A 14,714-nucleotide genomic window follows, 5' to 3' on the forward strand; every position below is an offset into this window, starting at 1 on the left:
ACACCAGGTAATCGCGAAGTAAAAGACCAGAAAATTTACCTGATAGCCAATGCATTCTATGTGTACTTCTTACAGATGAGGTAAAAGGGTAGATTTATGTTGAGAAGTTCTTGGTATCAGCGACCATCTATAGCTACTGGAATGCTGGTTAAAACAGAACTGCTCAAGCCTGTAAAATAAGCGGGATTAGTCTTTTGGGACAATTCTCAGATAGAGGAGAGAATCCTTTGCAATACCTTTATCAAATATAGGAATCAGATAGGGTTTGCGAATGAGATACTTCTTATAAAATACAGAATCAATAGTCTGTCTGATATTTTCCAGTATTAGTGTATCATTTTGAAGCAGGTAGCTTCCCGAATAGTTACATCCCCAGTCTATTGCTTTTTGCTCTACTAGATATGTACCATTATTCCATAACGCAAGTGAATTACCATAGTGTGTCTCAGCATATATAAAAGCTTTATCTGTGTTGAGGCGTAGCAGCGATAAAATCACATAACATCCCCCACAAAAAACTACTATTCCAATTGGAAGTAGTTCCACTTGATTTTCTTGTTCTTTATATCGTTGTAAAGCCCTTGGCAGAAAAAGGCTTACTAACAATACACTTAGTACCCATAAAAAAATGGTTGTAAGTCCATCTGTTAGCCCTGTGCATTTTTCTAGTCTAAAAGTCCTCCATAAAATTATTCCACCAACTAATGCAATGATCAACGAAGAGTAAATGGGTCTGGTGTTTCTCTTATAGGTTTTCATTGAAGCGTAATATCATACATAGCAAGATAATTCTGATAGTATAACTTAGTCAGGGTATTACGTTAGATAAAGAATATGAATCCTACACACTCCTGGTGCCTATTTATACTATTAGCTATTTCTGCACTCCCAACAATAGAAATAAAACAAGTTTTTATATAAATCCCTCGCAAAACGCAACCATCTGCATATCAACAACTTATATAAACAGACCAAACGGCAATACATTGTAAATCAACATATTAACCAATACACAATTTACACATATGTAAAAAATATTTTTTACAATCTGGTTACCAAATAATATCTTGGCGTACAAATATGAAATCTGCATAAAAACTACATCTGTACCGTCTTTTGAATAATCCACTTATATGGTAAAAAACTACTTCTTATCAGGAATTTTCCTGCTCTTTTTTTATTGTTCACTTACTGCCCAAACAGGTCCGGGCGGTGTAGGCCAGACTGGATCTTCAGGCAATATAGGCCTCTGGCTACGAGCTGATAATATTACGAATATACCCAATGGAGGAGCGGTTCCCACATGGCCTGACGCTTCGGGAAGAAGTAATAGTGCAATACAGAATACAGCCGCCAATCGTCCTACATATATTTCTACTAGCAACTTTAACAGTAGGCCAGCTATAAGGTTTGATGGAGTAAATGATATTATGACTATTGCTACTCCTAATCCAGGAGCAGCTACACATATTTTGAATGGTTATACAGGAAGTAGCTATGATGCACTTACTTATTTTGTAGTACTTCGACCAAGAAACATAAGTGCTCTTAATCCAAGAGGTATTTTAAGTAAGCGTAATACCAATACAGGCACAATCAATAGTGATTATGCCTATGATATGTATCTACAAGACCCTTTCTTTTTTACAGATCCTTATGGACTCTTTGTGGGAGTAGCAAATAATGGAAACAGAGAGCAATTCAACAATAACAGATCCTATTCTGATAATAACAATTATATTGTAGGTTTCCGTTTTGATGGTAGTCAAGGTGGTAATGACAATAACAATGACAGAGGTGGTATTTATGAAGGAAGATATAATCCCGTGTTTCCAACTATAGATTTCACTAATCTAAATAATAGTACAGCCCCATTAACAATTGGAGCATTGGCAGCAAATAATAATTCATACTCAGACATGGATATTGCAGAAATTATCCAACTAAACCGTTCATTGAATGAAGCTGAAAGAATTATTCTGGAGAACTATTTATCTTCTAAATACAACATCAATATAGACAATAATGATGATGATTATTTCGCCTATGATAACCCAGGTAATAATTATTATGGTAATGATGTAGCTGGTATTGGAAGATCAGGAAACGCTATCCAAACAGATGCAATTGGTACGGGGATAGTAAGAGTAACACTTAACAATACTAACAATTTAGATAATGGGGACTTTCTATTTTGGGGACATAATGGAACTCCTCTTAATATACTAAGCTCAAATGTTCCAGCCAGCTTTTTTGGTAATGGACAACGTCTTTCCAGATTATGGAGATTTGACGCAACCGACAATGTAGGCAATGTCACAATTACATTTGACGTGTCCAGCATACCGACAATTACAGCTAATAACTATGCATCATTACGTTTATTAATAGATAGTGATGGAAACTTTGGAGGTCCCCCAAATAATACGACTATTATTAATAACCCTGTACCTAACTTCTCTGGGAATAACAGACTTGTGTCTTTTAGCGTAACTAATGTAGGCAACTATGATGGTGCTTTCTTTACATTAGCAACCTCAAATTCTTCTACTACCCCACTCCCTGTTACTTTCATCAGCTTTGATGCAACCAATCAGGCAGGAAAAGTATCTTTGAAATGGTATACGGCTTCTGAAGAAAACAACAGCTATTTTACAGTTGAGAGATCACACAATGGTCAGGATTGGGAAACAGTGACTACTGTAAATGGAGCAGGTAATAGCGATCAGGCACTAGGTTATACAGCCTACGACAACAATCCTTACCAGGGAACTTCATACTATCGGATCAAACAAACAGATTACAATGAAGAATTCAGTTACTCACGAATCGCAACAGTAACTGTACTGGGAGTTAATTCAGAAGTTACACTATCACCTAACCCTGTTAAAGACGACATTCTGCGGCTTACCTTTGCAGAAGGAATACAGGTCAGTCAGGTTGTGATTACCAATACACTGGGTCAGGAAGTATATCGTAAAAACGTATCTCAGGTTCAGGAACTGGAAATCAATACACAAGGCTACCCAACTGGTGCTTATTTCGTAATCATATCAGGTAATAACTACCATAAGACTTCGAAGATCTTAGTTGAAAGATAAACATAACACACATATATAACAAAAAAGGAGTGGTCATCTCAGATCACTCCTTTTTTGTTATTGCCTCCTCTCCTATTCTCTCTGACTCAGTAATACATCTTCTCAAATAACATCCCAGGAATATCTCCTCATTTATAAGGAGCTTAAATTACTGATTACTTGGGATTGTATCTCAACCCTTTAAATAAGAGATTTGTAACAAGTTATTCATCTGTCACACAGTAGATAACCCGCAGAAAACACAGGTAAAAAACTTATTTTCAAACACTACACTATAATACAACTTATGAAAACTTCTTATTTTCTAGTTGCAGGGATGATGGCGTCCCTGCTGGTTCTTACCGGATGCCCGGGTACTGATGACAATCATTCAGATCCCATCACAGAAGAGAATGGTTACGCCAAAGGGAAAATAACTGACACAAAAGGGGCTCCGTTAGCAGGCGTAGAGGTTGTTATTGACAACACCTATTTATATGACTCTAACCTGTTGACTACTACAGGTCAGGATGGAACCTATAATGTAAAGCTTCCCAATGTTGCCAGCACTTACATAGCGTATGCGACATTGAAGAAAACGTACAATGGTAAACAATTTGAAATGGAGCTTCATCCCGAAAATACAGATGCCTTTACACAGGAAGGTGGAGTTCGTAACTTTCAATGGCGTTTAACAGGAGAAAAGCCAAGCGGTCTGGGATATTATGGTGGTATGATTCAAATTGAGAAAGACATAAACAGCTCTATCTATGACTCTGAAAACGTTGAATTTACTCTTACACCAGCAGGCCCTCTTATCGATGGATCTACAGGGCAAACACTAAAATTAAAACCGGGATTACCTCACTCAGACAACTATTCCAAATTGGTAGATGTACCTATGGGTCGTTATACTGTAACTGCTGTGCATAAGTCTGCATCTGGAGATAAACCGCTCAAACTACGGGATAGATCCATATACAACAGTCAGTTTACCAGTTCCATGCAACTTGATTTCCAACCTGAAAGTATGTATTGCTCTAATTGTAGCAATATTGAATATACAGAGCTGTAAACCCATACATATGAGTCATACCGAATGTTGGATATGAGTAAAACCCAAGCCTATATTTTTGAAAGTGTGGGCTTGGATTCATTTTTAAGAAATCTCTCTTGTTGAGCTGATTTATAGCCCTGATCTTTCTTCGTCTGGTGGCTTCTTCATTTCTTCCTTACTAGTATCCAGAGTAGGTTAATATTCCAGAGCATTTCTCTTCTTATGGCCCTGTTACTTTTTTGCTTGCCCAAAAAAGTAACCCAAAAAGGGCAAAAAATTCCAAAGCTTCGCCCCACAGGGCTAACGCTAGGCCCGCGGAATTTTTATCCTCACGCACCTACGTCAACTTTCGCGATTGAAGTGAAGGCAATCCTCTTTGTAGCTTCTATATTATGCTTCACTATGTATACAGTTCCAAGGTCAGATCCTTTTCCTCAAAACTCAGGATCATTCATATTTATCTTATATTGGAAACAGTACATCCGAAAATTACGAGTACGGACACATTTACTTACTTATTTCCAAAAAAACTCAAAAACAACCTTTCAAAACAAATACAGAGCTAGAATAATGAAATAAAGTCTACCTTCGCTACCCCACTTCACCACATTTCCTATGAATGTATCCAATCCATTGGGGAAGGCACCTATCAACACACTATTTTTTAAGTATTACATTCCGGCTCTTACAGGTATTCTTTCTTCAACCCTCCACCAGCTTATCAATGGTGTTATATTGGGACAACAAGTGGGCAAAGAGGGATTAGCAGCAGTAGGCTTATATGGTCCTGTCACCATCGTGTTTATTGCTCTGACCTTGCCCATCATGACTGGAGGAGGGATTCTAATTGGAAAAAATAGTGGAGCTACTCAATATGATAAGGTACAACAGACTTTTGAGTTTGGTACCACTCTTGCATTGGTTGCTGGAAGTTGTGTAGCAATACTTACACCATTCCTCACCACTACTATTGCTACCTTTCTGACGGGAGCCGAGAATACAGTACTGTTAAAGAATACATCTCACTATATATTCTGGCAGTTGCTCGCAATGCCTTTCTTTTTTCTCCGCATGATATGGAGTAACTTCATTAGCAATGATAATGCCCCTCAGATTTCCCGTAATGCGTCTCTGCTGGCAGTAACACTCAACATTGTACTCGATCTGTTTTTCATCGTTGTACTTCACATGGGTGTCGAAGGAGCTTCTATAGCAACAGCTATTTCTATGGTAGCAGCTGTAGTATATCAGTATACATATATATGGAAACAAAAAGGACATTTTAGCTTTCATGGCTTTCGATTTACGTTACAGCTTACCGAATGGAGAGAACTTTTGCATCTGGGCACGCCCTCTTTTGCCTCTGAAATTTCCTTTTCTTCTGGTCTTTTACTGATCAGTCATTATATAGTACCTTATGGTCCATTGGCAGTATCTGCATTTGGTCTGGTTAACTATATCAGCTTTCTATTTATCCGTCTGTTTACAGCAGCAATGATTGCATCTCTCCCAATACTCTCATTCAATATAGGTGCCAGGTTACCTCATAGAGTATTGGAAACATTCCGGTTCTCGTTTTTTTTTACGATCACATTGGGAATTGTAATTGTGGCATTAGGCTGGATATTACCCGACTTTTTAATAGACATATTCTCCAGTAACTCTACTATACCCTTCAAAAAAATAGCCAGTCAGGCTATTGCTCTCTATTTTCTTCTATTCTTTGCAGCTGGTCCCAATTATATTCTATCAGCCTATCTACAAAGCATAGGAAAATCGATCATTTCTACACTCATCAACGTATTAAAGGGTTTTGTTTTTATTGCTCTATTCATACTGTTATTGCCAGAGCATTTTGGAATGGGTTTAGAAGGTGTATGGTTATCGCGTTCGCTGGCGGAAATTTTAACGTTGCTTCTCGTAGGCTTATATACCCTGTGGAACAAAGAAAGTTACTATACTGAAAAAAGTATACTAGTTAAATCGTAGCTGTATTTTAGTGATAACCCCTTTCAGCAACTACAACTACTTATAGCGTAATAACCTATCCGGATCCAGATAAAATATCTTTTTCCACCCCTGTCTGCTAGTGTCCCATCGCCAGAGATAAGGGATCAACGTAAATACAGAATAATGCAGATGAGGAGACTTCCCTGCTGCATTCCCAGATGTACCCACAGACCCGATAGCCTTACCCTGAGATACCCATGCCCCCAATGAGTATGATAATCCTGCAGGTGAGCATAATAATGACAATGCCATTTGGGCCCAATCACGATAACAGCCTTCCCACCTATACCCATCGTACCTTTCCATATAACTAACCCACCTGTTGATGCAACTACATTTCGGCCTTTAGGAGCAAAGATATCGATACCTTTATGCACACCGGATTTTCCCCATGGATAGTGCCAGAAGGACTGATGATTCCAATCTTTGTCAGAAGCTTTTTGCACAGGAATCCTAAGTTTTTCAGGAATACAATACCCTATCAGCATTACAAAACAAAAAAATCCCAGAATCCATCGTTTGTAACGCGGCCGGGATATCTTTTTTACATTGGTAGTTTGCATGAAAACAACGATGTAAATAAATCTTAGATTATTTCTGTATAGCTTCTATCTTTTGACAAACCAGAATAATCTTTCGGTTCTGGCAATCTGTAGTGGCAAACAAATATTGTTCTCCCCCATCCCGGATACCCGTTTTCTTACGAATGTCTTCTACACTCATTGGAAAGTTCCGCACACTGATATTGGCTTTTCCGTCTGGTAAAAAGGACTGAAGTTCTTTCTTATCCAGCTTACACACAGCCATTATTTTAAAAATTCGTCCTGGAAAATCAGTATGCAAAGATTCTGAAGTATATAAATGACTATTGCTATGTAGCTTATTGAGTGAGAATGTACTGGCAATACATCGGAAAGCACCGGCTTTAAGAACGGCAGCGTTAGGTTCATAGAGATATGTCTGAGGCAAAGTAAAAGACACCTCACTATTTCCTTCATGACTGCGATAAAATTGGAATAAAGAAACAGTGCTCCCACTCTTATTCAGATTTACCGTTTCGATTTCCGGCTCTCCGTTAAATGCTTTCACCAAATGAAAAAGCAACTCCTTTACTTCATTCTCTACTGCTACAACATATACTTTGACAACATTTTTAAGTTCATTGATGGCTAGGTCAATATCCAACATAGGAGATGCCTTTAGTAATAGATGAGAGGCTTTACCGAACAATATATCTTTCAAACCTAAAATATCTGGTACACAGTCCTGTAACCGAACTACCTTACCACCTGCATCATTACGCCTGGCAGGATCTATGTATATCCAGTCCACATGTTGTGAAAAGGATGACAACCAGGTTTCGCTGGTGGCCGATATATGTTGTACATTGGTAATACCCAATTGCTCAAAATTATATTGAGTAACTTCACATAGTTCCGGATTCTGTTCAATGTAGAAGACCTGCGCAAACTGTTTGCTAAAAGCAGCAGTATCTACTCCCATACCACCCGTAAGATCCACAAGAATATGACCTGACAGCAACTGAGCTTTAAACAAAGCAGTACTCTCTGAAGAACATTGTTCCAGAGAAAGTAATGAAGGATAACAGATTGTTGGAATAGAAAACCAGGAAGGAAGTTTGTTTTTAGCTTTTTGTCGTGCCTGTATTTGAAGGGCAGCTTCCTGCACAGGAATATCAGGATATCTATGCTTTTTCAGGAGCAAATCCTGAGGATTGGCATACTCATGTTGTTGAACAAAATCAATGACCTTAGAAAAATTGGTAAGTTTCTCAGATAAAGGCACAGGCAGAATAATATCTAATACAGAGAACCACACCATTTCTAAAAACAGAAATGGTCCGGAAAGATACTACAATATATGTCTTAATTCATGACCAGTTTTGGAAATCGATAGGCATGGCTATCTAAAACAAATAATTCTTCAACCTCCAGTTGCCAGAACTGATGCAGCGGAGATTTCTCGAGATAAGCTTCTGCTTCTTCTCTTGATTCTGCACTGAGTGTAATCCATGCCTTACCAGATTCTATACTCACAGCATATTGATCAATGACACCATTATTAATCAATCGATTGATATAATTGCGATGTGCAGGAACATTGCGCATAAAGGCCTCACTCAATTCAAAGCGGATGGTAGCTTGGTATTTGCTCATAGTCTTCTTTTTTTAGTAAAACCGCAAAAAATAAGCCAAAGTTCGTTTTAGAGTCTATTCTAAAACAAAAACCTCTACATTTATTTGCAGAGGTTTTTAGTAGGCTTATTGTCAAAAACTTATCTAAGAATATAAAGTTTTCCATAATCTTTCTTAAACGCTTTATCTGCGCTGGTTGCACGATGTTCAATAGCTTGTCCATCCATTCGTGTGACTACCCGATAAATATAGACACCATTAGCCAGCTTATCTCCAAATTCATCTGAACCATCCCACACATACGAACTAATATTGTTACCAATATGGATAGGGCCTAGTTCATCTTGCGTAATTTCCCGAACCACCTTACCAGAAACAGTCATAATCTGAATTTTTATCTGATCAGGTAGAGATGCTCCAGTTAATGTAAATACAAATCGGGTTCCGGAAGAAAAAGGATTAGGATAAGGATAGAAGTGAGTAATGGTTGATTCATTTACTACCTCAAAGCTAATCTGAAACGGTTCGCTTCCGGCTTGATTACCAGATAGATCAGAAGCAAACACTTTTAGAGTATAAACACCATCTGAAAGTTTTTCCGGAGTCCATTCCATTCTGAAATCATTATCTCCATTGCCTGCTGCCCAGCTAAAGGCACCCCCTGAGATACGTTCAAAGTTACTGCTGCCCGGTTTCTTGATATAGATCAGGATACCTGATGTATCTGTACGAATCTGTTTGGTATTCTCATCTTTTAATCGCATGATTATCTGGGGAGTAGGAGAAACAATATCTCCATTGAGAATCTTCTGACCATCAAATGTTACTTCCAGAATCGGATTAAGATTATCTGTATTTACAACAAATGGAATACTCAATACATTGTTAGCATAATTTTGCTCCGGAAGTATGCGAGGATTTATAAAAACCTGTAATTCGTTATTTCCGCTTAGTGTATCAGTCCGTACAGGAATCTTAAAGGATATTGTATCTCCATTGGCAGCTAATGGCCTTGCCTTAAAAGTAACTCGTGTGGTCTTTTTACTTTTTGCATTCAGAATTGTATACTGCACTGTCAATGAATCCGTAAAGGCTCTTGGTGAAATATTCTGAAAAACAACAGGAATCTCAAATGAACCACCAGCCATTTGCTCTGGTATCGTATACGCATCGGAAGCTACCATGCCTGTATTAATTAAACCTTCTGGTACTCCATCATAAATCACTTGCCACTTTTTCAGCTGAGGAGGAGTCAGATTTGTTTCATCTCTTGCCTGTAGTCGTAGCTTCAGGTATGGGTATTGCTGAGAATTGATAAAATCAATAGGCAACGGGCTTGTTTTCACATCTGTAGAAACTACCGTTTCTGCACCCTGAAGATTCACTCCCACAATATCGAGTTGCCACTGATCTGTAAGAGGTAGTTCAGATGCCTGAATAGCATGATACATTGTTCCCCACAAAGAAGCAGGGCCTATCAGAGAAGAAGTGATAAATCCATTATCTACACGCCCCTGTAATGTATAATCTAATGACAGTGCCTGCTGTGAACCGGCTATACTTCCACTATAATCAGGATAGATTTCTGTTGCCAAACCAGCGGTTGCCCCTTTTTGTCCTATAATAATATAAGGGTCACCACTTTTCAGATTAGCAATTTTTGAGACATCGGCCCCAATACTTACCAGGAGTTGTTTGGTAGCAGCTGACCAGTTAGTAAAATCTACAGAACCAGCTGTAAATAACAAAATATAATCATTGTTGCTTACCCTGTTTACAAAATCTGCCAGACCGCCTCCTGCAATATAGCCATTGGTAAGGTAGTGTGCGGCAAAAGGTTCCCGTCCACAATTCAAAGAAGCTACTACACTGTAGGGTTGTACATTTCCTCTATGAAATGCTACAGCAATCAACGTATTGGGATCTGAGGCAGGACTACATCTGCCACCTGTTACGACTGGGCCTTCATTCAAAAGCAGCTCTACCTGTTTGTAGGCATCTGTCTGATTCTGGTAGCCATACGTTTTAACAGATATATCCATTGTATTTCCTGTAAACTCCCATTTTAATGTTTCTGTGTTGCGTTTTACAGAAGATAAACCAGCTTTGGAAAATTGAGGAAACTTGGTTTGTGACCATCCTTCGGGACTGTTATTAATATAAATAAAGGAGCTTTCCATCCAGCTGTTATCATTTCCGATTGGTCGGTCAGCCAGACTGATACGCCAGTAATAGACTGTGCTGTCATGAGAAGTTGCCTTACTAAGGAGATCTGTTTCCCAATTCACCAATAGACTCCCTGATACAGTAGTTTCTATTTTGGCTGCACTGGAAAATGTAGCAGAAGTATCCAGCTCTATCTTATAAGACCGGGTTTCCAGTGGTGATACAGTTGATTGAGCTACAAACTTTACAGGTTGAGAACTGACAATGCTATATTCTCTTGGAAACAAAGGAATTGCTCCAACTATTGGAATATCTATTTCCTTCGATGCCTGGTTATTTTGTTCATTGCTTTCGTCAATCTGATTGGCAGGATCTACCAATACTGTAAATGTTTGTGTACCTCCTACATATTTCTGTGTGTTGGCAATCGTAACATACACTGTATCAGTAAAACTGATTGGATTAAAATATGTTGTATCAGATTGCTGAAATGTGCCATCTCCAAACCGGCGAGTTACAGTTACACCAAATTTCTTATTCAGTGTTTTACCATAATTAGTTACTACTACCCCTATCCGGAACGAATCCAATGCAGCAGTTAGTTGTGATCCATCGAAAGACTGAGCAAAAATCCCGGTTTCTGTAATGGCATAATCCGGTTTGCTGAATGGCACCAATACCACAGCAGGATCACCTTGTAACACCATTTGTTCTGCATGTGTCAGTCCTAATGTCCAGTTAGTCATCAACGTAACATACCGACGAATAGTCTCTTTCTGTACATTGCCAATAGGCTTTCCTAACATCGTACTATCCGCAAAAGCAGTCTGATAGAATAGCGTAGAGTAGGCATGCAACTCACTGGCATAGCCGGCAGAAGAATGTGCAATCCAGGCAATAGCACCTCGATCTGATCGTCCCATAACCCAATCTTCAGCATACGTATACTGATTGTTGAATACGTCTCCGGATTGACATCCATTTACCAGAACAAGCGGATATTTTCCCTGATTTTTGTATCCTAACGTTTCATCAGTTGCATAGCCGATTTCTATGTCATTCACCGTTCTACCTGAGTGGCCAAACATAGTTACCAGACTTGCTCCTTCATTTAATTGCTGAGATATATTGATCTGCTCAACTTCATCACCTGTTTGTTTGGATAAAGACTGTACCTTACCCCCAAAATACTCACCCTCAACAATTGATTTATAGCTATCTATATAAGACTTGAAATTACTTACTTCTGCAGCAGTATGGCCTCCCGCCAGATGAATTATGTTTTTACGCCAGCTTTCATTAGGAGATAAGGCTTCATGTTCTTTTACCTTAACCAGATAATTATACACCTGTTGTGGTTCAATAGCACTGATACGACCTGTAGCCAGACCTGGTACCAAAGAAATACCACTCAATGTATCTGAAAAAAGGTAATCGGATCCGGGCCTGCCATCAGAAGGAACATAATCATAGATAGTTTTAGCGACATTTATAAAATTGGTTGTTCTGCCTGGAGCATTACGTACCATTTCAGGTGAAATCCCGCGCCCTATGATAAATAAATAACCTGGTTTACTGATATTATACATCCACTTTACAAACCGAGCAATTCCCACAGGTGTATATTCGCCATAGCTAAACTGATTATATAGCTGATCTACGTTTGCAATCAGGGTATCATATCCTCCACCTGCTGTAGATGCCCGATACTCCGCATAAGCCTGTACAGGATCAGCCACCGAGCTAAAAGGTTTTCTCAGTGCAGAATTTGTTACAATCAGATAATTTGGCTTTACAGAACTAAAATTGCGAAAGGATACCTTTTTAATAGTTCCTGTAATAGAAGATGCATTGGCATTAGCAAATATAACTGTTCCATTAGAAAGTGTAGCAGCTAACTTTCCATTGACAGTAGTGGTAATTATACGTCGGGGAGAATCAGTAGAAGTAATATCATACAGTAAGGTACCTATAGCAGGATTAGTAATCTCAAAATAATGTTGATTAGCAGATCCTGCTTCTATGGTAAAGGTTTTTTGTATACTTCCAGCCATATCCCAGGTCTGAGGATATACCAGGCGAATCAGTGAAACAGACATGGCATCCGGATTGGCATCTGAAACCCCATTCACACGCATACGTACAGAAAGTGCACCCGTCGATAAATCTGTAGCCTCAATGGTAGTATTTAACCTACGGGTGTTGTGATAGCTAAAACTAATTGTACCTAGTGATCGCAACGAACTGGTAGAAGATCCGGCAAAGATTTCTCCCACATGTGAATAGTTATTTCTTCCTGCTACAACCACTTCCAGTTTAGGTTTATAGGAAGTATTGACAATCGTGCCCAGATTGGGTAAAGTATAGTCAACACTTGTAAATTTACTTATATAGGACCCGGTCCACCCTTCTCCATAATCATAAAAGCTATGTTCACCTTCTGCATTACCTATATATTCAGGATATACTTTTCCATAGTCATAGTCACTTTTAAGCACCAGAATACTTTCAGCCCAGTGAAATGCTTCAGCAGCCAGATTATTGGTGTTTGATTCGTTTACTGTTACCATTCTCTTTCCTAATCCATTATCTAACCTCCAGGTAATAAAATAATAAGTAGTATCAGAGTATAAATTATAATATTTATGTGGTTGAGCTTCTGCGGGACGGTACAACTCTGCATCCAGTGTTCCATCATTTCCTTTCCCATAAAACTCCACATAATCTGCTTCATCAAAAAATGCATCAGATTCACCTGATACAATAATAGACTGCTCTACTCCTCTGTGAAAAATCTGGATTCTACGGGGATCAATAGCAGATAAAGGCATACCCGCCTGAGTCAGATCCTGATAACTTAACCGGTAAATACCTGGCTGTGTAACAGGGATCTTATAATACTGCTGGGCATAATTAATCCACTCATTTCCATAGGTTTGAGCAAAAGCCTGCATACCTGTCAGAAATAAGATAGCAAGACCAGTCAAAAAAGACCAGTCCCTTCTTTTTAAAAACATATTGGAGAAAAAGAAGTGATGAATACTTTGCAGAAATTTATTAGTAATGATCACGGATCAATGTGGTTTCGTAAATACAAATGCTGTATAGAATAATGTTTCAATTAAAGATCAGAAGCCAACTTTAATAGAAAATACGTTTGAATAGAGAGATTCGGATTGATCTCCTATATCTGTAAGTGCATAGTCTATCTGGAATTTATTAATTCGAACACCTACACCCATATTGGGTTCAAATGTGGTTCTGGTTTTTGTATAGAGATTTGTTTGCTCATCTACATCCTTCACTTGTTGAATATTGCCAATTCCTGCCCGAAAAAAAGCTATCTTCTTATAATCAAGTTCTATACCTGCGCGAGGATCTATCGAAGTAAAATCAGATTTTACAAGGACATTGCGTTTTCCATCAAAAGTAAAATCAGCATCTAAAGCGGCCAGTACACCAAACTTTTCTTTAATACGCCAGCTATGGGCTATTCCTATTGAAAGTTTGGGAAGCGTAAGTTCTGTATAATTTCCTCTGAGAGTATTATTAGTCTGCCCATATACCTGTTCAAGCAATGCCGTATTTACAGACCAGGTATTGAATGTACTTGTTACATCACGTGCCGCAATACCTATACGCCAGTTCTTTCTTTCCCACATTGCACCCACATCCAATCCGAATCCCCAGGCATTAGCAAATGAACCGGCAACGCGGTGAATAACCTTGACATTAGCACCCAGTTTCAACCCTTTGAGTTTCGGAAACTTGCGGGCATAGGATAATAAAAAGGCGTAATCTGCAGCAGAGAAAAATCTGATATTATCATAGTTGATAGCTCCGTTTGCATCAAATAAGAAACGTGTGTCAGGAATATCGTCTACAGCAAACCGGATCACGGATACACCCAAATGACTTACAGAATCAATAGGGGTAGCAAAAGCAGCATAATCATATTTTGCAATGCCTGCAAAGTACTCAGCATGCATAAGGGATACTTCATATTTGGTGCGTATATCCAGTAAAGCAGAAGGGTTCCAGTAACCAGCAGTTACATCGTTTACAGCAGCCGTTTGAGTACGTCCCATACCCAGTGCCCTGGCCCCTACTCCAATCGCCAGAAACTCATTACTATACTTAGGTGTAAGCACCTGTGCCTGAGACAAAAACGACACAAAAAATATACAGACAATGTAAAAATATTTCATAAATAGACTACACCTAATTGCTTAATATCTAAACAGA

General features: G+C 38.7%; 9 protein-coding genes. 3 read left to right on the plus strand and 6 right to left on the minus strand.

Annotated elements, in window-relative coordinates; genetic code table 11:
* Positions 1 to 186 precede the first annotated feature (186 nt).
* Positions 187 to 759: a hypothetical protein gene (locus tag QNI22_RS29450; RefSeq protein ID WP_314516527.1), complete on the minus strand. Its 573-nt coding sequence runs from the start codon at positions 757 to 759 to the stop codon at positions 187 to 189.
* A gap of 374 nt (positions 760 to 1,133) precedes the next feature.
* On the opposite strand from QNI22_RS29450, the gene QNI22_RS29455 reads away from it, so the two are divergent.
* The 3 genes from QNI22_RS29455 to QNI22_RS29465 all read left to right on the plus strand — a co-directional run bounded on the left by QNI22_RS29455 (position 1,134) and on the right by QNI22_RS29465 (position 6,126).
* Complete coding sequence (locus tag QNI22_RS29455; RefSeq protein ID WP_314516529.1) at positions 1,134 to 3,101, plus strand: T9SS type A sorting domain-containing protein; 1,968 nt, start codon at positions 1,134 to 1,136, stop codon at positions 3,099 to 3,101.
* Positions 3,102 to 3,387: 286 nt separating this feature from the next.
* Positions 3,388 to 4,155: a carboxypeptidase-like regulatory domain-containing protein gene (locus tag QNI22_RS29460; protein WP_314516531.1), complete on the plus strand. Its 768-nt coding sequence runs from the start codon at positions 3,388 to 3,390 to the stop codon at positions 4,153 to 4,155.
* Between the two features lie 597 nt (positions 4,156 to 4,752).
* Entirely contained in the window at positions 4,753 to 6,126 is a 1,374-nt protein-coding gene (locus tag QNI22_RS29465; RefSeq protein WP_314516533.1) for an MATE family efflux transporter, read from the plus strand.
* A 125-nt stretch (positions 6,127 to 6,251) separates the two neighbouring features.
* Here the strand turns inward: QNI22_RS29465 and QNI22_RS29470 are convergent, their stop codons facing one another.
* From QNI22_RS29470 to QNI22_RS29490, 5 genes are all read right to left on the minus strand, one after another.
* Positions 6,252 to 6,710, minus strand: coding sequence for a M23 family metallopeptidase (locus QNI22_RS29470; protein ID WP_314516534.1), 459 nt, complete (start codon positions 6,708 to 6,710; stop codon positions 6,252 to 6,254).
* Positions 6,711 to 6,738: 28 nt separating this feature from the next.
* A complete protein-coding gene (locus QNI22_RS29475; RefSeq protein WP_314516535.1) occupies positions 6,739 to 7,989 on the minus strand; it encodes a THUMP-like domain-containing protein in 1,251 nt (416 codons plus the stop codon).
* Positions 7,990 to 8,033: 44 nt separating this feature from the next.
* Positions 8,034 to 8,324, minus strand: a complete 291-nt coding sequence (locus QNI22_RS29480) for a YciI family protein (RefSeq protein WP_314516537.1) — start codon at positions 8,322 to 8,324, stop codon at positions 8,034 to 8,036.
* A 119-nt stretch (positions 8,325 to 8,443) separates the two neighbouring features.
* The gene (gene porU2, locus QNI22_RS29485; protein WP_314516538.1) at positions 8,444 to 13,486 is read right to left on the minus strand and encodes a putative type IX secretion system sortase PorU2; all 5,043 of its coding nucleotides are present in this window, start codon (positions 13,484 to 13,486) and stop codon (positions 8,444 to 8,446) included.
* 111 nt (positions 13,487 to 13,597) lie between these two features.
* The gene (locus QNI22_RS29490) at positions 13,598 to 14,677 is read right to left on the minus strand and encodes a putative type IX sorting system protein PorV2 (protein WP_314516539.1); all 1,080 of its coding nucleotides are present in this window, start codon (positions 14,675 to 14,677) and stop codon (positions 13,598 to 13,600) included.
* Between the last annotated feature and the right edge of the window lie 37 nt (positions 14,678 to 14,714).

It is taken from the genome of Xanthocytophaga agilis (genome assembly GCF_030068605.1).
Lineage (GTDB): Bacteria > Bacteroidota > Bacteroidia > Cytophagales > 172606-1 > Xanthocytophaga > Xanthocytophaga agilis.